Genomic DNA, 18,589 nt, shown 5'->3' on the forward strand with positions numbered 1-18,589 from the left:
GGGCCGGAACGGTGTGGGCTCAGGGACCGGAAGGGTGTGCCCTTCGACAGGCTCAGGAACCGGAGTGGGGTGCGCTCAGAGGAGAGGTGCGATGCGGGCCCGGATGTCGGCGGCCAGTTGCTCGGGCGGCAGCGCGGCGTCGACGACGAGGAACCGCTCGGGCTCCGCTGCCGCGAGGGCGAGGAACGACTCCCGCACCCGGGTGTGGAAGTCCTTCGCCTCGGCCTCGAGCCGGTCGAACCGCTTGTTGGCGTTGTCGAGGCGACCACGGGCGACCGCGACGTCCAGGTCGAGGAGCACCGTCACGTCGGGCAGGAGGTCCTCGGCGGCCCAGAGCGAGATGCCGCGGATCTGCTCGGCGTCGAGCACACGGCCGCTCCCCTGATAGGCGACCGACGAGTCGAGGTACCGGTCTTGCAGGACCACCTCGCCCCTCGCGAGGGCAGGGCGCACCACGGTGGCAATGTGGTGAGCGCGGTCCGCCGCGTAGAGCAAGGCCTCGGCACGCGGGCTGATGTCGCCTCGGTGATGCAACACGATCTCGCGGATCTCGACACCGAGCTCGCTGCCGCCCGGCTCACGGGTTCGGACGACCGTCCGCCCCTGCTGCTCGAACCAGTCGCTCAGGAGTCGCGCCTGCGTCGACTTCCCGACACCGTCGCCGCCCTCGAGGGTGATGAACAGGCCCCGGGGGAGTCCTCCCTCGCTCACGTGACGGCGTCGGCCTTCGCCGCAGCCGCCTTGTTCGCGGCGCGGGTCGCGGCAGCCTTCTTCGCCGCTTCCGAACGGGCGGTCGACGTGGCCGTCGCGGACTTCGTGGCCGCCGTCTTGGCGGTCCCCGTCTTCGCCGCGGCGGTCTTCTTGGCCGGAGCCTTCTTCGCAGGGGCCTTCTTCGCGGGAGCCTTACGACCAGCCTTCGGCTTCGCCGGGCCCTTCGCGCGCTTGTCCGCGAGGAGCTGGACCGCTCGCTCGAAGTCGACGTCGTCGACCTCCTCGCCACGAGGGATCGTCGCATTGGTCACGCCGTCCGTCACGTACGCGCCGAAGCGGCCGTCCTTGATCTTGATCGGCTTCCCGCTCTCGGGATCGGCCTCGAACTCTTTGAGGGCGCTCGACGCCTTCCGGGCTCCGTACTTGGGCTGTGCGAACAGCTCGACGGCACCGGCGAGGTCGACCGCGAAGATGTCGTCCTCGGAGGTGAGCGACCGGGTGTCGGTGCCCTTCTTCAGGTACGGACCGTAGCGACCGTTCTGCGCGAGGATCTCTTCGCCGGACTCAGGATCGGCACCGACGACGCGAGGCAGGTCGAGGAGCTTGAGCGCGGTCTCGAGGTCGATGGTCGCGAGGTCCATCGACTTGAAGAGCGACGCGGTGCGGGGCTTCTCCGCCGCCGCCTTCTTCTTGGCGGGGGCCTTCTTCTTGGCACCCGCAGCAGGCTCGGTCACCTCGCCGGTCGCCGTGTCGACGGAGAGCTCAGCCTCGGGCTCAGGGTCGACCTCGGTGATGTACGGGCCGAAGCGTCCGTCCTTCGCAACGATCTCCTTGCCGGTCGTCGGGTTCACACCGATGACGCGATCGCCGACGACGGGTGCGTCGATGAGCTCGTGCGCCTTCGCGGGCGTCAGTTCGTCGGGCGCGAGATCCTCAGGCAGGTTGACCCGACGCGGCGTCGGGGCTTCCTCACCCTCGGCCGGCGGCGGACCGTCGGGCGTGACCTCGAGGTACGGGCCGTACTTGCCGATGCGGAGCGTGACCCCGTCGTCGATGACGATCGAGTTGATGCGGCGGGCGTCGATGTCACCGAGGTTGTCGATGACCTGACGCAGGCCGCGACCCGAGTCGTCACCGAAGTAGAAGCCCTTGAGCCAGTCGACGCGGTCCACCGAGCCGCCGGCGATCCGGTCGAGGTCGTTCTCCATCTCCGCGGTGAAGTCGTACTCGACGAGTTCCTCGAAGTACTCCTCCAGGAGACGGACGACGCTGAACGCCACCCAGCTGGGGATGAGCGCCTGGCCGCGCTGCGTCACGTAGCCGCGATCGATGATCGTGGAGATGATCGATGCGAACGTGGACGGTCGGCCGATGCCGAGCTCCTCGAGCCGCTTCACCAGGCTGGCTTCGGTGTAGCGCGGCGGCGGCGAGGTTTCGTGCCCCTTCGCCTCCGGGTCCTCGATGCCGAGCTGCTGGCCTTCGGTGAGCGGGGGCAGCTTCGCCTCGGACGCGTCGTCCTGGGAGTTGCGGTCCTCGTCCTGGCCCTCTTCGTAGGCGGCGAGGAAGCCGCGGAAGGTGATGACGGTGCCGGACGCGGTGAACTCGGCGCGGCCGACGTCGGTCTTCGACTCGAGCGTGATCGTCGCGGTGGAGCCCTTCGCATCGGCCATCTGGCTGGCGACGGTGCGCTTCCAGATCAGGTCGTACAGCTTGAAGTCGTTGCCGCGGAGCGTCGAGGCGAGCGAGGACGGCGTGCGGAACGTGTCGCCAGAGGGACGGATCGCCTCGTGCGCCTCCTGCGCGTTCTTGCTCTTGCCGCTGTAGAGGCGCGGCTTGTCGGGCACCGTCTCGGCACCGTAGAGGGCAGCAGCCTGCTTCCGGGCCGCGTCGATCGCCTGCTTGCTCAGCGACGGCGAGTCGGTACGCATGTACGTGATGTAACCGTTCTCGTACAGTGACTGCGCGACACTCATCGTCTGGCGAGCGGAGAACCGGAGCTTGCGCCCGGCCTCCTGCTGGAGCGTGGAGGTCGTGAAGGGAGCCGCCGGCCGGCGGGAGTACGGCTTGGACTCGACGGAGAGGACGGTCGCCTTGGACTGCTCGAGTGCTGCGGCGAGCGCCGTGGCCCGCTGCTCGTCAAGCGGGACGGCGCTGCCCTTGAGCTGTCCGAGGTCGTCGAAGTCGCGGCCGGTGGCGACGCGGTCGCCGTCGAGCCGGACGAGACGTGCGGTGAAGGGTGCTCCGGTGGCGTCTGCTTCGGGGAGGAAGCGGGCGATGACGTCCCAGTAGGAGGCGGCGCGGAAGGCGAGGCGCTCGCGCTCCCGGTCGACGACGAGTCGGGTGGCGGCGGACTGCACGCGTCCGGCGCTCAGCCCGGGGCCGACCTTGCGCCAGAGCACGGGCGAGATCTCGTACCCGTAGAGGCGGTCGAGGATGCGGCGGGTCTCCTGGGCGTCGACGAGGTCGGTGTCGAGGGGCCGCGTCTTGTCCTTCGCGGCGAGGATGGCGTCCTTGGTGATCTCGTGGAAGACCATGCGACTGACGGGGACCTTGGGCTGCAGGACCTGCAGGAGGTGCCACGCGATGGCCTCGCCTTCGCGGTCCTCATCAGTCGCGAGGAGGAGTTCGTCGGCGTTCTTGAGTGCGCGCTTGAGGTCCGCGACGGTCTTCTTCTTCGCGTCGGAGACGACGTAGTACGGCTCGAAGCCGTTGTCGACGTCGACCGAGAACTTGCCGAGCGAGCCCTTCTTGAGCTCGGCGGGAAGGTTCTTCGGCTCGATGAGGTCGCGGATGTGACCGACCGAGGACAGCACCTCGTAGTCGTCACCGAGATATCCGGCGATCGACTTCATCTTGGTCGGTGACTCTACGATCACGAGTTTCTTGCCTGCCACGAGGCTCCTTCCATCAGGCACACCATACACACGTGCACAGCAGGCTTGTCCAATCGTGGGGCGGCCACGCGCGTGTCCATCCCCTTGCGTTCTGCGGCGTTCGGAGCAGAATGTCTGCCATGAGTACCCAGACGAACTACACCGTGAAGTTGACCGACGGTCCACTGGAGGGCAAGACAATCAGCGCCCGACTCAGCGACCACGGATCACCGACGCCCACCGTCGACGTGCCGAGCGGCACCGCCGGCAAGGTCTACCGGTACGCCCGGACGACCGGCGAGGAGTACGACGACTCCGGTGCCCCGAGCGCCGTCGACTACCGCTTCCTGGAGGCGGTCTTCACGACCGACTCCGGTCAGGGCTGACCGATCGCACCGCTACCTCTTAATAGGTGGCGGTCGCGGGCACCCCGACGACGGCGCCGGACGCCTCCGGAGGAGGTCCGGCTCTCGCGGCGACCGTGATGGCGCCGAAGGCCGTGTCGACAGTGGCGTCGACGAGGACGGTGACGCCCTCCACACTGCAGGTGCCGAGCGACGCCGCATTGCGCGCCGCGACCATGCGAGCAGTTTCGCAGGGGAAGCCTGGGAGACGACCGGACGCGGTGTCGGCTGCCGCCAACGCGGCTGCGTCGGCCGCGTTGGCCGCTCGCTGATGAGCGGCGAACAGCGTCACCACGGGCAGCGTCGCCAGGAGGACGGCGACCAGCGCCCCGAGGATGCCTGCCGCCAGGACCGACCCGGCTCCGGTCTCGTCGCGCAGGGATCTCACCGCGCTGAGTGCGGCGCGGGACGGTTGCACGCTCATCGGCCGCCGCCCATGGCGCACGAGGATGCCGACACCGGGACGACGCCGGCCAGGCCGGATCCGCCCACCGCGTCGACCCGTACGCAGACGAGGTCCCGCTCCACGCCACTCGTCATGGTGGCCCCCGGCAGGACGCGCGCGACCCGACCCGCCGCGGTCCCGACGTCGTCGCCTCGCCCCAGGCTCCGTGCTGCGTCCGCCGCGGCGTCGGTCGCACGGAGCTGGGTCAGCCCGACCTGCACCGCGGAGAGCCCCATCGCCAGCACGAGGACGACGGCCGGGACGACGACCGCGAACTCCGCCGTCACCGCGCCGTCCTCCGAACGGCACGTCGTTACCTTCAGCCGCACGGTTCAACCGTTCGCCGTCAGTGCTCGTCGGATGAGGTCGGTGAGGATGCCCCGCACCTCGTCTCCGCGAAGGATGGCGACGAGCAGTCCGGCGAACCCGACGGCCGCCATCGTGGCCACCGCGTACTCCGCCGTGGCGGACCCCCGTTCGTCCTGCAGGACGCGCCGCACCTCGCGCGTGACACGCTGCTCGACTCGACGACCGATCGTGATCATGATGTTCCTTCCCCGCACCGGAGTGCTGCGCTCGTGGCACGAACACCTCCATGTTCGGCGACCGCGTCCAACGACGCGCGGGCGGATCCGACGTCGGCGACGGGCCGGGTCGACAGGCCGGTTGTGGAGCGAACTCGCCTTGCACCCAGCGGCTATTCATGCTTGAGTAATAGTCATGGATGAACAGCTGGCGGCGCGCGAATCGCAACTCCTCCGGGGCGTGTTGCCGATGCTCATCCTGTCCACCATGCACCGCGGCGAGACCTACGGGTACGAGCTCGTCGAACGCCTCCGAGCCCTCGGTCTGGTCGATCTGGCGACCGGAGTCGTCTACCCGGTCCTCAGCCGGTTCGAACGCGACGGACTGGTGACCGCGCGTCGGGTCGCCTCCTCGGGCGGCCCAGCACGGAAGTACTACGCGATCACCGAACGTGGAGACGCGGCGAGGCTCGACGCCATCGCCCGCTGGAGGGCGATGACCGACATCGCCGAACGAGGAATCGACCCTGAAGGAGCATCAGCATGATCGACCAGAAGCACCCCGCCCCGGACGATCTGCTCGCCGAGCGCGCTGCACGCGGACTGAGCGTCGCGGACCGCTGGCGACGCGACTCGTACCTGCAGCGCCTCGACTGGCACCTCGAGGCCGTGGTCACGGGGCGGGAACGCCGTTCGATCATCCGTTCACTCCGGGACGAGCTCTCGGTCGATCAGCGACCGATGACGATCGCCGTGGCCGACCTCGGCTCACCACGCGCTCTGGCCGCCCGCTACGCCGACGACCCGGCCCGCTTGCGACCGACCTGGTCGATCGGGGTCATCTGGGGCGGTGTCGCGATCCTCGCCTACTGGTTCTCGTTCGCCCTGTTCACCCTCGGGATGCTCTCGGTGGTCGAGCAGTCGACACTCGATGAAGCGCACGCACGGTTCTTCTTCGTCGACGTGCTCGCCTTCGCCAACGAAGACGGCATCGGCGTCGGCTGGTCCGGCGACGTCGCGTGGATCCTCGTGCCGATCGTGATCATCGCCGTCGCCGTGCTCGTCGGTGCACGCTGCTGGCGCGCACTGCCACGCTCGCGCGACTGAAGCAGCAACGCCACTGCAGCAAGGCGGGTCTGCGGCGAACAGTTCGTCAGAAGCCGAGCGTCGTCGACGTGACGACGCTGAGGAGGAGCGGAGCCACACCGACGAGGAGGAAGGCCGGCAGGATGCATACCCCGAGCGGGATCATGAGGCGGGTCGCGAGGATCGCGGCTGCCCGCTCACCGTCGGACCGCGCCTGATCACGCTGCTGCTCCGCCTCGCTGCGCAGCAGCTCACCGGCGGGGATGCCCGCCCTGGCCGACAGGGCGAGGACGCTCGTGATCGTGGCACCGTCGTAGGGGACGGCGAACCGCTCGCACGCCTCCTCGACGATCGACCGGGCCGCCGGCGCCGCTCCCCCACCCGCCATCGCCACCGCGACGAGGTCGAGCGACAACCCCGGTGCCGGGTCGCGCCTGGCCGCCCGTGCACTGAGCGCCGAACTCCAGCGCGCACCGACGACGAGGAACGCCACGCCCGCCGCGAGACAGCAGAGCCCAGGAGGCGTCGCGAAGAGCGTCCGCAGTGTGTCGAAGCCGAGGGCCATCCCGAGGAGGACGGCGACGAGCGGCAACCAGAGCACCAGCCTCGCCGTCGCGGACGGTCCGGCGAGCGCTGTGCCGACGTCGCGACCGATGCGGTCCAACTCGCGCAGCGACCCGGCGAGGTCCCGCAGACAGACACCGAGTGGTGCGCCGCTGATCGCAGCGACCTGCCAAGCGGCTGCCAGGCCCGCCCAGGCTGTGCGCGCGCCAGCACCCGTCTCCTGATCAGCGATGGCGGCGATCGCCGCCGGCAGGTCGCCGCCGTGCGCTGCAGCATCGGCCACCGCTGACAGCACCGCCGCGTCGGTCCGATGATCGCTCGTCGGGCCGCCTTCGTCGTCCGGTTCATCCGTCGCGAGGCCGACGGACACCGTGGCTGATCGGGTCCGCGCATCGGCGTCGGCTTCCAGGGCGAGATGCCTCCAGGCGCTGCCGGGTGCGACACCGGCACCCAGCAGCACGGCCAGACGACGAGTGGTGCGCGCCACGCGGGCGGGACCGTCGTCATCGGGCGGCGCCGCGCCGGGAAGCGCCGCGAGCACCCGCCGCAGGACCCGTAGCCGGGTCACGGCAACTCCTCGACGGAGAGGCGGTCGTGTTCGTCGATCAGGAGGCGGCCGACCGCCACCACCTGCCGGCCGACCGGGAGCCGTGCCAGATGCACGACGAGTCCGATCGCGCTCGTCGCCTGACGGGCGACGGCCTCCTGACTCATGCCGGCGAGCGCACCGAGCGCTTCCAAACGGGCGGGCACGTCGGTCACGGAGTTCGCGTGGAGGGTGCCTGCACCGCCGTCGTGCCCGGTGTTGAGCGCCGACAGCAGCTCGCGCACCTCGGGCCCGCGGCATTCGCCGAGGACGAGCCGGTCGGGACGCATGCGGAGCGCCTCGCGCAACAGGCGTTCGAGGTCGATGCCGCCGGCCCCCTCCAGGTTGGCCTGGCGCGACTGGAGGGCGACGACATGTGGGTGGAGGATCCGCAGCTCCGCGACGTCCTCGATCACGACGAGCCGCTCGGCGGGCGAGGCGAGGCCGAGCAGGGCGCCGAGGAGCGTCGTCTTCCCGGAGCCCCCCGCGCCGGTGATGAGGATGTTCGTCCGTGCCGCGACGGCGTCGCGCAGCAGCTCGGCGACCGCCGCCGGGAACATCCCAGCGGCCTGCAGCGCATCGAACCCGAGCGCTTCGTCCCGCGGCACCCGGATGGACAGCAACGTCCCCCGGGTCGACACCGGCGGGAGGACCACATGGACCCGCACCCCGTCCTGCAGACGCACGTCGACGCAGGGGGTCGCCTCGTCGACGTGCCTCCCACCCCTCGCCACCAGGCGCACCGCGAGCGCTCGGATGGTCGCCTCATCGGAGCGCCACCCCGCCTCGCGGACGAGCCCGGCACCGTGGTCGAGCCAGAGGCCGGACGAACCGTTCACGAAGAGATCGGTGACCCCCGGATCGGCGAGGTAGGGAGCAAGAGCCCCGAAGTCGGCGAGCGCCGTGACCCCGCGCGACTCGGCCGCACCAGCGGGTTCGGCGTCGACCGTCGCTTCCGGAGAATCAGGAGGGGCGGCATCGGGCGGGACGGAGACGACGAAGCGATCGGACATGCGGCGAGCGTAGGCGCGCCCTTACGAGCACCGCAGTGTGGAGGCGCGGACCACACGACGTCACGCGAACGGTCGCGGTTGTGGAGCGGGGTCAGGCGGACGTCGCCCCGCCTCAGCGACCGATCGTCGAGGCGCGGATGACGAGGTCCGCAGCGATCACCGGGGCGGGTGCCACCGTCCGGCCCTCGATCCGGGCGAGGAGTTGCTCGGCGCCCGCGCGACCGAGCGCCTCACCGGGCAACCGCACACTCGTCAACGGCGGATCGCTCACCACCGACGACGCCAGGTCGTCGAACCCGACCACCGCGAGCTCCCCCGGCACCGGCATGCCCATCGCCCGCGCCGACTGCAGCACCCCGTACGCGTGCGTGTCGGTTGCGCAGACCAGCGCGGTCACCCCGGAGTCGCGCCACCGCGGCCAGCTGTCGACGAATGCCGCGGCCGCCGCTTCGAGGTCGATGATGCTCTCCGCGCGATCGTCGGCGTGCACCCGCATCCCGCGCACGGCAGCCTCGCGCTCGAGCAGCAGCCGACGCAGGAGGAACGTGTCCGTCGCCGTCCGCCCACCGAGGTACCCGAGCTGCCGGTGGCCCAGGACGTGGAGGTGGTCGAGGAGCGCTCGGACACCGCCGAGGAGGTCGAAGTCGACGGAGACGGCGCGTCGGTCGGTGACGACGGCACCGGACGCTGCCGCCGCCGTCGTCGTCGGGAGGCGGGGTGCGTCGAGCAACACGAGCGCGGTGTCGAGCCGGAGCTCGTCCAGGAAGGCCTCGCTCGGCGCGTCGACCACGACCCCGGCCGGTCGGAGGGCCGCGAGTCGGCCGAGCGCCGCCGCCGTCGGCACGTCGCCCTCCCCGGTCACCGACACGAGCAACTGGTACGCGTCGCCGAGGCCGGCCCGGAGCCCGCGGATCACCGCACCGAAATAGGGGTTCGACGCATCCGGCGTCACGAAGACGACCAGGTTGCTGGACCCGCTCGCGAGCGCCCGCGCGGCGTGGTCGGCGACGTAGCCGAGCTCCGCGATCGCCTGGCGCACCCGTTGGGCGTTCTGTGCCGAGACGTGCCCGGCATCCTTGCCGTTGGCGACGAGCGACACGGTCGCGACCGACGTCCCGGCTCGCTCCGCGACCATCGCCGCCGTGACGCGACGGGCGGCGCGCGGCTGGCGATCGTTCGGTTCGAGGGGCACCCGTCGATCGTATCGGGGCCGCGGAACCCTGGGCCGAACAACCCGGTTTGGCGAACCTAAAGCGCTTGACGTAGGCTGCTCCCGGCGGACCTGAAGCGCTTTACGTGCCGTGTCGCCCGCTTCCCCCAGCACCCCAACGATGTGGAGAACCATGCCCCGCAAGATCATCCTCGACTGCGACCCAGGCCACGACGACGCGATCGCGATCCTCCTGGCACACGGCAACCCCGAGATCGAGCTGCTCGCCGTCACGACCGTCGTCGGCAACCAGACGCTCCCGAAGGTCACCCGGAACGCCCTCGCCGTCGCCCGCATCGCCGGGATCACCGACGTGCCGTTCGCCGCCGGTGCCGACCGCCCGCTCGTGCGCCCCCTCGAGAACGCGCCGGACATCCACGGCGAATCGGGCATGGACGGCCCCGTCCTCCCCGAACCCGCGATCACCCTCGACGACCGTCACGCGATCGACCTCATCATCGACCTCGTCATGTCGCACGAGCCGGGCGAGATCACCCTCGTCCCGACCGGCGGCCTGACGAACATCGCCCTCGCAGCCCGCAAGGAGCCGCGCATCGTGGAGCGCGTCAAGGAGGTCGTCCTCATGGGCGGCGGCTACCACGTCGGCAACTGGTCGGCGGTGGCCGAGTTCAACATCAAGATCGACCCCGAGGCCGCGCACATCGTCTTCAACGAGAGCTGGCCCGTCGTCATGGTCGGCCTCGACCTCACGCACCAGGCCCTCGCCACCCCGGAGGTCGTCGAGCGGATCGCCGCGATCGGCACCGGCCCGGCGCGCTTCGTCGAGGAGCTGCTCGAGTTCTTCGGCACCACCTACAAGGACGCGCAGGGCTTCGACAGCCCGCCCGTGCACGACCCGTGCGCGGTCGCCTACGTGATCGACCCGACGATCGTGCGGACCGTCAAGGTGCCGATCGACATCGAACTCACGGGCACACTCACCCTCGGCATGACGGTCGCCGACTTCCGCAGCCCGGCTCCGGACGACTGCAGCACCTGGGCCGCGACCGAGCTCGACCACGCACGCTTCTGGGGCCTCGTCACCGACGCCCTCGAGAACATCGGGGAGATCGAGCTGTGAGCGACCTCCTGAGCTCCACGAAGCCCGCCGTCCGCATCGGCGCCCTCATGACGGCGTTGCTCGCCGCCTGCGTCGCGTTCCAGTTGAACGCCAGCATGCTGAGCCCCGCGCTCGTCAGCATGGCGCGCGAGCTGCAGACCGACGACGCCACCATCGGCCTGTCGCAGACGATGTTCTTCACCACGGCGGCGCTGTTCTCCGTCTTCCTCCCGCGCCTCAGCGACATCATCGGACGGAAGCGTGTCCTGACGGGCATGCTCGTCATCATGCTCGTCGGCACCGTCGTCGCAGCCCTCGCCGTGAACGTCGAGATGCTGTTCGTCGGCCGCATCATCCAGGGCGTGTCCGGGCCGGTCGTGCCCATCACCCTGCTCATGCTGCGCGCCGAGGTCACCGACCCGAAGCGGTACGGCGCCATGATGGGCCTCATCACCGCGGTCAACGGCGGCATCGCCGGGATCGACGCCCTCGCCGGCGGCTGGCTCGTCACGAACCACGGCTTCCGGTCCGTCTTCTGGACCATGGCCGTCGTCGCAGCCGTCGCGATCGTCTTCGTCGTCCTGTGGGCCGCGAACTCGCAGCCTTCGAAGGGCACGAGGATGGACTGGTGGGGCGTGCTCCCGCTCGTCGTGTCGATCGCCGCGTTGCTCACCGCGTTCAACGAGGCCGGCAAGCTCGCAGCGGCGAACTGGTTGCTCGTCGGCGGGTTCATCGTCCTCGCCCTCGTCGCGTTCGCGATCTTCTGGACCGTCGAGAACCGCGTCGCCGAACCGTTGGTCGCCACGAAGTACCTCCGCCAGCGCAGCACCTGGGCACTCCTGCTCACGACGCTGCTCACGATGACCGGTGTCTTCGCCGTCGCCAACGGCCTCGTCACCTCGATCGCCCAGAACGCCGACGCGGGATTCAGCATGGAGGCCGACCTCGCCTCCCTCGCGTTCCTGACGCCGTACGCCCTCGTCGGCTGGCTCGTCGGCCCGTTCGCCGGTCGTCTCGCGCCCACGCTCGGCTACCTGAACGTGCTCCGCATCGGCCTCATCGGCAGCATCGTCTCGATCGTCATCATGGCGCTCGTCGGTGTGCACTCGCTCCCCGTGCTCATCGCGACGACCGTCCTCATCGGTGCGACCTACGCGGGCATCGGCAACATCATGCTCAACGGGCTGGGCATCGTCCTGTCGCCGAAGGAGAACCCAGGCTTCCTGCCCGGACTGAACGCGGGCGCCTTCAACCTGGGCGCCGGCCTCAGCTTCGTCGTCCTCCCCGCCGTCCAGATCGCCGTCGCACCCGCCGGAGGCACGTCGACGGCCGGGTACACGAGTGCCATGCTGGTCGGCGCGGGCATCACCGCGGTCGCCCTGCTGGTGTCGTTCCTCATCCCGAAGCCCGCGGGCGCCGAGGTCCGTCCGGCCGAGACCGCCTCGGCAGCCTAGGAAGGTCACCATGCAGAGTCCACGCATCGTCGTCGTCGGGTCCTTGAACGCGGACCTCGTCGTCCGCACGGCCCGCTTCCCGCAGCCCGGGGAGACGCTCACGGGATCCGAACTCGCCGTCATCCCCGGCGGCAAGGGCGCCAACCAGGCGGTCGCCGCGGGCAGACTCGGCGGCGACGTCACCATGGTCGGCGCGGTCGGCGACGACGCGCACGGATCCCTCCTGCTCGATTCGCTCTCGAGCTCCGGGGTCGACGTCACCCGGATCGCCCGACGTGACGACGTCGCGACGGGCACCGCGGTCATCACCGTCGACGACGCCGGGGAGAACACGATCATCGTGTCGCCCGGGGCGAACGGCACCCTCACGCCGGATCGGATCGGCGAGGCGTGGACGGCGCTCGACGGTGCCGGTGTCGTCTGCCTGTGCCTCGAGGTACCGATCGACACCGTGCTCGAGACGGCCCGGCGGGGCGCCGCGGCCGGCGCGCTCGTGCTCCTCAACCTCTCCCCCTACGGTCCGGTGCCGGAGGAGCTCCTCCAGGCGACCGGCGTCCTCCTCGTGAACGAGCACGAGGCGGCCGACCTCGCAGGGGTCGACCCGGAGGAGGCCGGGTGGGAGGCGACCGCCACGGCGCTGCGCAGCCACGGCATCCGACGAGCCGTCGTCACGACCGGGGCCGCGGGCAGTGTCGTGATCGACGGCGAGGCCGACCCGACGTCGGTTCCGTCGCCGACGGTGGACGCCGTCGACACCACCGGCTGCGGCGACGCGTTCATGGGTGCCCTCGCGCTGCGACTCGCTGCCGGAGACGAGCTCGTCGACGCGGCTCGATTCGCCTCGACCGTCGGCAGCTACGCGGCGACCGGGGCCGGCGCCCAGGCGTCATACCCCGATGAGGAGCAGCTCGCGGCGTTCCTCGAGCAGCGATGAGACACGGGGTCCCGCGTGAACCGATGCGGGACCCCGTGGCGCCTCACCCGGCCGCGATCACCCAGAGGTAGAGCACCGCAGCAGCGGCGATGGCCCAGCTCGTGAAGCTGCCGACGAGGAACTCCTCAGCCTTGCCGCCGACACCGCGATCCTCGGAGATCTCCGGGAAGCGCACGATCCCCTTGGCCGCGACGAGGGCGGCGATCACCATGCCGGTACCACTCAGCGCGAGGACGACGATGAAGACCCGTTCGAGCGGGCCGATGAGTCGGCCACCGAGCAGCTGCATCGTCGGACGCCGCGGCGTGGCGCCCTGCTCGACGCTCCCCAACTCTCGACCGCGGATCCTGACCGTCCAGGCGGAGGCGGGTGCCGCGGCCGGTTGCGGCTCATCGTCCTCACGTGCGCGGCGCAGCGACGCCCGCACGATGAGGTTGCTGCTCCGCGTGAGGAAGACGAGGGTCGACCCGGCCGCGACGGCGAGGGCCAGGGGCACCTCCTGCAGCACGCCGAGGTCGAAGCCCGCGTAGACCTGCGCTGCGGCGCTGTCGGCCGTCCCGCCCGCCCCGAACACGAGCGTGGAGCCGACGACGAGGAGACCGAGCAGCAGCACGGGCCAGAGTCCGCGTGGTCGCGAGGTGTCCGAGGACGGCATGGTCACGATCCACCCGAGGGCGACGAGGCCGGTCAGCGTCGGCCACCACCAGTCGAGCCCGAGGCCCAGCACGGCGAACAGCCAGACCACCACCAGCCCGATGGCCGGGGACCAGCGCGGGCCACGGATCAGACCACGACAGATGTCGGCGACCCCGATCATGAGCAGCAGGACGGCCGTGATCATCGAATCGGCGCTCCGGCGAGCAGGTCGAGGGCCGAGACGAGCGCGGCGCCGCCCGATCGTTGCAGGTTCTGCGACACCGCGGACTGCGAGATGCCGACCTCGGCCGCCATCGACTCCTGCGATCGGCCGAGGAGCGCACCCGCGGCGAGCTGTCGCTGTCGAGGGTTCCGCATCTGATCGATCGTGTGATCGCGCAGGGTGAGGAGTGCGTTCACGATGGCGTCTCCGTCCTGGGGCGATTCGCCCTCGAACCACGATCGCAGGTACGGCTGACGTTTGTCCTCCCGCCGATGCGCCTCGTCGATGGCGGCTCGGGCCCGCCACCAGGCGGAACCGTCCTGGATGAGCGCGTCCTGCCCGGCGTCGATGTCCGTGACCTCACCCCAGCCGAGGCCGAACCGGCAGTCGACCTCGGCAGGGAACAGGAGTCGCGCGAGGGTGGTGGCACGCAGTGCGGTCGCGACGTCCGCGTAGACGACCTGGAACTCGTCGCCGACCGTGGGACGCAGCGGCTGCTCGGCGGGCCAGGTGGCCTCCACCTGGAGGAAGACGTCCTGGATCGCGCGTTGAGCTCGGGTGCGATCGTCGAGACGGCGGGAACCCACGATGTCGACGACGACGGCCAGGAGGAGATCGGTCATCTCAGAAGCATAGAGCTGATAGTGGCAGAACTATAAGCAATATTCGAATACTCACCACGGGCCGCCTGCAGCCGACGCCGGAGACAGAAGAAGGCGGCACCCATTGGGGGGAATGGGTGCCGCCTCTACAGTGCCGGATTGGGGGGAATCGCTGGCACTGCATGCACGAATGTGTATTCGGCCGGGTCCAAGTGTACGCCAGTGAACGGGGAACACAAGCACTCAGACGACCCCAGATCGAGTGGTTTCCCTACCATGCCCAGATCATTCACAGACTGGCCCCACGAGTTTGTTCGGATGAATGACAAATCCGCAACCGAGAACGCGCTACGCTCGTGCATGGCACGGACTCGACCCGCCTCGGCAGGTCGAGTCAGGAACGCGGATTCGCAAGGGAGCGAGACACACACGATGAGCACTCAGATCGACAGCCTGCTGCACGAAGACCGACGATTCCCACCGTCGGAGGAGTTCGCCGCGCAGGCGATCGCCAGCGCCGAGCTCTACGAGCGGGCGTCGAGTGACCGGCTCGCCTTCTGGGCCGAGCAGTCCCGCGAGCTGCTCACGTGGAGCAAGCCGTTCACGAAGACCCTCGACTGGTCGAACCCACCCTTCGCGACCTGGTTCGACGACGGCGAGCTGAACGTCGCGTACAACTGCCTCGACCGGCACGTCGAGGCCGGCAACGGCGACCGCGTCGCCCTCCACTGGGAGGGCGAGCCCGGCGACACCCGCACGATCACCTACGCCGAGCTCACGGCAGAGGTCAAGCGCGCGGCCAACCTGTTCACCAGCCTCGGCGTCGAAGCCGGCGACCGGGTCGCCATCTACCTGCCGATGATCCCGGAGGCGATCGTCTCGATGCTCGCCGTCGCGCGCATCGGCGCGGTCCACTCGGTCGTCTTCGGCGGGTTCAGCGCGGACAGCCTGCGCTCCCGCATCGACGACGCGGAGGCCAAGCTCGTCATCACCGCCGACGGCGGCTACCGCAAGGGCAAGGTCTCCGCACTCAAGCCCGCCGTCGACGCGGCGCTCGCGAGCCGCGGCGAGCTGCCCGAGCAGGCGACCGTTGACCATGTGCTCGTCGTCCGTCGCGGCGAGAACGAGGTCGACTGGACGGCCGGACGCGACCTCTGGTGGCACGAGGCCATCGCCGACGCCGAACCCGAGCACGACGCGCAGCCGTTCCCCGCCGAGCAGCCGCTCTTCATCCTCTACACCTCCGGCACCACCGGGAAGCCGAAGGGCATCCTGCACACCTCGGGTGGCTACCTGACGCAGACGGCGTTCACCCACAAGAACGTCTTCGACCTGCACCCCGAGACCGACGTGTACTGGTGCACGGCCGACATCGGCTGGATCACCGGTCACAGCTACGTCACCTACGGACCCCTCGCGAACGGCGCGACGCAGGTGCTCTACGAGGGCACGCCGGACGCCCCGCACCCGGGACGCTGGTGGGAGATCATCGAGAAGTACGGCGTGAGCATCTTTTACACGGCTCCGACGGCGATCCGCTCCTTCATGAAGCTCGGGCGGAAGATCCCGAAGCAGTTCGACCTGTCGTCACTCCGCCTGCTCGGCTCGGTGGGTGAGCCCATCAACCCCGAGGCGTGGATGTGGTACCGCAAGATCATCGGCAACAAGGTCGCGCCGATCGTCGACACCTGGTGGCAGACGGAGACCGGGGCGATCATGGTGTCGGCCCTTCCCGGTGTCACGTCGACGAAGCCCGGTAGCGCGCAGGTCCCGATCCCGGGCATCGCCATCGACGTCGTCGACGACGCCGGTGACGCGGTCGGTGCCGGCGGCGGCGGACTCCTCGTCGTGACCGAGCCCTGGCCGTCGATGCTCCGCGGCATCTGGGGCGACCCCGAGCGCTTCAAGGAGACCTACTGGGAGAAGTTCTGGGACGTCGAGGGTGGCCCGTTCTACTTCGCCGGCGACGGCGCCCGACTTGACTCGGACCGCGACGTCTGGCTGCTCGGCCGCGTCGACGACGTCATGAACGTCTCCGGGCACCGACTCTCGACCGCTGAGATCGAGTCGGCACTCGTCGCCAACGAGATGGTGGCCGAGTCCGCCGTGGTCGGTGCGGCCGACGAGACCACCGGGCAGGCGGTCGTCGCGTTCGTCATCATCAAGGAGTCCCACCTCGAGCAGGCGTCCGGACTCGCGGACATCACCGGGGCGCTCCGCAGCTGGGTCGGCGAACAGATCGGTCCGATTGCCCGCCCGCGCGAGGTCTACCTCGTGAACGAACTGCCGAAGACGCGCTCCGGCAAGATCATGCGCCGTCTCCTGCGCGACGTGGCCGAGGGCCGCGAGGTGGGCGACACCACGACGCTCGCCGACACCACGGTCATGCAGATCATCACCGACAAGATGGTGAAGAGCACGTAAGTCCTCGCAGCGTCGCAGCAGGAGATCCGCCCCGCAGCAGGAGAACGTAGTCACGTTGGTCCTGCTGCGGGGCGGATCTCCTGTGCTCCACAGGGCAGACTCGCGGGCGCCTCATCCCCAGCACTCCTGAGTGGGGCATGTGGCCGCGCCCGGCCCGCGAAGCTGAGGTGATGGACCTCACCCCGTGGATCGACCGGCGCGACGGGATCGTGCATCGTCTCGACGCGCTCGATGCCGGAGCGACCAAGCACGGCATCGAACGAGCAAAGCAATCAGGCTCGGTCCGAGTCGTGAGACGTAACTGGCTCGTGACCGCAGCGTGTGATCCTCAACTCCTCTTCGCGGCGACGCGCGGAGGACGATTGACGTGTCTGACGATCGCCGGTCGTCGCGGCTGGTGGAACCTGGCTGACGGGTTCGTCCATCTCTCCGTCCCTTCGACGTCTGCGGCGACGACTGAATCAGGGCTGCGGCTCCATTGGAGCGCGACACCGGCGCCGGTGTCCACCCGCACGCTGGTGCAGCCACCGGTGAATGCGCTCGTCCACCTCGCCGAGTGCCAACCGTTCGAACGCGCGCTCGCGGTCTTCGAATCGGCTGTCCGCGTCGGAGATGCCGACCTCGACCGGCTCAGACTCATGCCGATCCGTTCCCGACGGTTCAGAAGAGTGATCGACCGCGTCAGCCACCTCTCCGACTCAGGCATCGAGTCGATACCGTGCATCCGTCTCGCGCGGATCGGCATCCAGATGCGCCAGCAGGTCGTGGTCGACGGTCACCGGGTCGACGGACTCATCGGCGAACGCCTCATCCTGCAGTTCGATGGACACGCTCCTCATCAGGATGCGTCACAACGGAGCCGCGATCTCGCGCAGGATCGCCGTCTCGCGCTATCCGGCCACACCGTCCTGCGGTTCAGTTACCGGCAGGTCATGCACCAGTGGACACTCGTCGAGCGCGAGATCTCAGACGCGATCGCGCAAGGCAGGCATCAGTGGTGAACGCAGGAGATCCGCTCCGCAGCAGGATGAACGCGGTTACGTTCTCCTGCTTCGGAGCGGATCTCCTGTTGTGGCGCCGCGCGCTAGGCGAACTCGACGATGAGCTCCACCTCGACGGGCGAGTCGAGCGGGAGCACGGCGACGCCGACGGCGGATCTGGCGTGCACGCCGAGGTCGCCGAAGATCTCGCCGAGGACCTCTGACGCACCATTGATGACGCCGGGCTGGCCGGTGAACGCCGGGTCGGAGGCGACGAAGCCGACGACCTTCACGATGCGGGTGACGCGGTCGAGCGAACCGATCTGGCTCTCCACCGCGGCGAGCGCGTTGAGGGCGCACGTCCGGGCGTAGGTCTTGGCGTCCGCGGGCGAGACGAGTCCGTCGCCCTCACCCACCTTGCCGGTGGCGGGGAGCTTGCCGTCGGTCATGGGCAGCTGGCCCGAGGTGAAGACGTGCTCGCCGGAGACCACCGCGGGGATGTAGGCGGCGACGGGCGGGACGACGGTGGGCAGGGTGATACCGAGCTCGGCGAGTCGGTCGGCGATCTGGGACATGGGGGTTCCTCCGGGACGTCGGGTCAGTCGGCGATGGGGCGCTTGAGGTAGGCGACGAGCCCACCCTCCGGACCGGTGACGACCTGGACGAGCTCCCAACCCTCCCCGCCCCAGTTGTTCAGGATGGCAGCCGTGTTGTGGATCATCAACGGCGTGGTGAGGTACTCCCAGCGGGTCATGTCTCTCCTCGATCGGGCGCTCCGCACGGAGAGGCGGAGGCGCAGGGGATGTTCATGGCGAGCCCCAAGTGAAGCTCGCTCACAGTTTCCCCGCTTACCTTCGATC

At 69.7% G+C, this 18,589-nt stretch carries 20 protein-coding genes; 8 read left to right on the forward strand and 12 right to left on the reverse strand.

The genetic code is table 11. The annotated features are described in order from the left end of the window. Positions 1–75 precede the first annotated feature (75 nt). Positions 76–711, reverse strand: coding sequence for a dTMP kinase (gene tmk / locus IFU30_RS14180; protein ID WP_192005580.1), 636 nt, complete (start codon positions 709–711; stop codon positions 76–78). Then, positions 708–3,563: a type I DNA topoisomerase gene (gene topA / locus IFU30_RS14185; RefSeq protein ID WP_159880371.1), complete on the reverse strand. Its 2,856-nt coding sequence runs from the start codon at positions 3,561–3,563 to the stop codon at positions 708–710. Before topA ends, tmk begins: the two co-directional genes overlap by 4 nt. 161 nt (positions 3,564–3,724) lie before the next feature. On the opposite strand from topA, the gene IFU30_RS14190 reads away from it, so the two are divergent. Further along, positions 3,725–3,970, forward strand: a complete 246-nt coding sequence (locus IFU30_RS14190; protein WP_079706888.1) for a hypothetical protein — start codon at positions 3,725–3,727, stop codon at positions 3,968–3,970. A gap of 19 nt (positions 3,971–3,989) precedes the next feature. Here the strand turns inward: IFU30_RS14190 and IFU30_RS14195 are convergent, their stop codons facing one another. Genes IFU30_RS14195 through IFU30_RS14205 form a run of 3 tightly spaced genes read right to left on the reverse strand, consistent with a single transcriptional unit; the run spans position 3,990 to position 4,978 of the window. Then, positions 3,990–4,412, reverse strand: coding sequence for an Rv3654c family TadE-like protein (locus tag IFU30_RS14195; protein ID WP_192005581.1), 423 nt, complete (start codon positions 4,410–4,412; stop codon positions 3,990–3,992). Beyond that, positions 4,409–4,720, reverse strand: a complete 312-nt coding sequence (locus tag IFU30_RS14200) for a TadE family type IV pilus minor pilin (RefSeq protein WP_192005583.1) — start codon at positions 4,718–4,720, stop codon at positions 4,409–4,411. The genes IFU30_RS14195 and IFU30_RS14200 overlap by 4 nt, the downstream gene beginning before the upstream one ends. Before the next feature lie 45 nt (positions 4,721–4,765). Next, positions 4,766–4,978: a DUF4244 domain-containing protein gene (locus IFU30_RS14205; protein ID WP_121293956.1), complete on the reverse strand. Its 213-nt coding sequence runs from the start codon at positions 4,976–4,978 to the stop codon at positions 4,766–4,768. Positions 4,979–5,153: 175 nt separating this feature from the next. On the opposite strand from IFU30_RS14205, the gene IFU30_RS14210 reads away from it, so the two are divergent. Next, on the forward strand, positions 5,154–5,504 hold the full coding sequence (locus IFU30_RS14210) for a PadR family transcriptional regulator (protein WP_192005584.1): 351 nt from the start codon (positions 5,154–5,156) through the stop codon (positions 5,502–5,504). After that, entirely contained in the window at positions 5,501–6,064 is a 564-nt protein-coding gene (locus IFU30_RS14215; RefSeq protein WP_249404831.1) for a hypothetical protein, read from the forward strand. Before IFU30_RS14210 ends, IFU30_RS14215 begins: the two co-directional genes overlap by 4 nt. Positions 6,065–6,110: 46 nt before the next feature. On the opposite strand, the gene IFU30_RS20950 is transcribed toward IFU30_RS14215, so the two are convergent. The 3 genes from IFU30_RS20950 to IFU30_RS14230 form a co-directional block, all read right to left on the reverse strand. Further along, a complete protein-coding gene (locus IFU30_RS20950) occupies positions 6,111–7,175 on the reverse strand; it encodes a type II secretion system F family protein (RefSeq protein WP_192005586.1) in 1,065 nt (354 codons plus the stop codon). Continuing rightward, positions 7,172–8,206, reverse strand: a complete 1,035-nt coding sequence (locus IFU30_RS14225) for a TadA family conjugal transfer-associated ATPase (RefSeq protein ID WP_192005588.1) — start codon at positions 8,204–8,206, stop codon at positions 7,172–7,174. The genes IFU30_RS20950 and IFU30_RS14225 overlap by 4 nt, the downstream gene beginning before the upstream one ends. Before the next feature lie 112 nt (positions 8,207–8,318). Continuing rightward, positions 8,319–9,398: a LacI family DNA-binding transcriptional regulator gene (locus tag IFU30_RS14230; RefSeq protein ID WP_342450871.1), complete on the reverse strand. Its 1,080-nt coding sequence runs from the start codon at positions 9,396–9,398 to the stop codon at positions 8,319–8,321. A 151-nt stretch (positions 9,399–9,549) separates the two neighbouring features. Here IFU30_RS14230 and uriH point away from each other — a divergent pair, with 151 nt between their 5' ends. The 3 genes from uriH to IFU30_RS14245 are packed head-to-tail and all read left to right on the forward strand — an operon-like array spanning position 9,550 to position 12,864. Continuing rightward, positions 9,550–10,497, forward strand: coding sequence for a uridine-preferring nucleoside hydrolase UriH (gene uriH / locus IFU30_RS14235; protein WP_192005590.1), 948 nt, complete (start codon positions 9,550–9,552; stop codon positions 10,495–10,497). Further along, positions 10,494–11,930, forward strand: a complete 1,437-nt coding sequence (uriT, locus tag IFU30_RS14240) for a uridine transporter UriT (RefSeq protein WP_441005554.1) — start codon at positions 10,494–10,496, stop codon at positions 11,928–11,930. Before uriH ends, uriT begins: the two co-directional genes overlap by 4 nt. 10 nt (positions 11,931–11,940) lie before the next feature. Further along, positions 11,941–12,864 carry a ribokinase gene (locus IFU30_RS14245; RefSeq protein ID WP_192005592.1) on the forward strand — a complete coding sequence of 308 codons (924 nt, stop codon included), beginning with the start codon at positions 11,941–11,943 and terminating at the stop codon, positions 12,862–12,864. A 43-nt stretch (positions 12,865–12,907) separates the two neighbouring features. On the opposite strand, the gene IFU30_RS14250 is transcribed toward IFU30_RS14245, so the two are convergent. Continuing rightward, positions 12,908–13,705 carry a hypothetical protein gene (locus IFU30_RS14250; protein WP_192005594.1) on the reverse strand — a complete coding sequence of 266 codons (798 nt, stop codon included), beginning with the start codon at positions 13,703–13,705 and terminating at the stop codon, positions 12,908–12,910. Next, entirely contained in the window at positions 13,702–14,346 is a 645-nt protein-coding gene (locus IFU30_RS14255) for a SatD family protein (protein WP_192005596.1), read from the reverse strand. Before IFU30_RS14255 ends, IFU30_RS14250 begins: the two co-directional genes overlap by 4 nt. A gap of 411 nt (positions 14,347–14,757) precedes the next feature. On the opposite strand from IFU30_RS14255, the gene acs reads away from it, so the two are divergent. Together acs and IFU30_RS14265 are read left to right on the forward strand one after the other, a co-directional pair. Further along, complete coding sequence (gene acs / locus IFU30_RS14260) at positions 14,758–16,749, forward strand: acetate--CoA ligase (protein ID WP_192005598.1); 1,992 nt, start codon at positions 14,758–14,760, stop codon at positions 16,747–16,749. Positions 16,750–16,919: 170 nt separating this feature from the next. Beyond that, positions 16,920–17,750: an endonuclease domain-containing protein gene (locus tag IFU30_RS14265; protein ID WP_192005600.1), complete on the forward strand. Its 831-nt coding sequence runs from the start codon at positions 16,920–16,922 to the stop codon at positions 17,748–17,750. A gap of 83 nt (positions 17,751–17,833) precedes the next feature. Here IFU30_RS14265 and IFU30_RS14270 read toward each other — a convergent pair whose 3' ends face one another. Both IFU30_RS14270 and IFU30_RS14275 read right to left on the reverse strand, forming a co-directional pair. Further along, the gene (locus IFU30_RS14270) at positions 17,834–18,304 is read right to left on the reverse strand and encodes a RidA family protein (RefSeq protein WP_079706877.1); all 471 of its coding nucleotides are present in this window, start codon (positions 18,302–18,304) and stop codon (positions 17,834–17,836) included. 23 nt (positions 18,305–18,327) lie between these two features. After that, entirely contained in the window at positions 18,328–18,483 is a 156-nt protein-coding gene (locus IFU30_RS14275) for a hypothetical protein (RefSeq protein ID WP_162852301.1), read from the reverse strand. Positions 18,484–18,589 lie beyond the last annotated feature (106 nt).

Origin of the sequence: Plantibacter sp. CFBP 8798 (assembly GCF_014841195.1) — a bacterium.
Taxonomy (GTDB): domain Bacteria; phylum Actinomycetota; class Actinomycetes; order Actinomycetales; family Microbacteriaceae; genus Plantibacter; species Plantibacter auratus.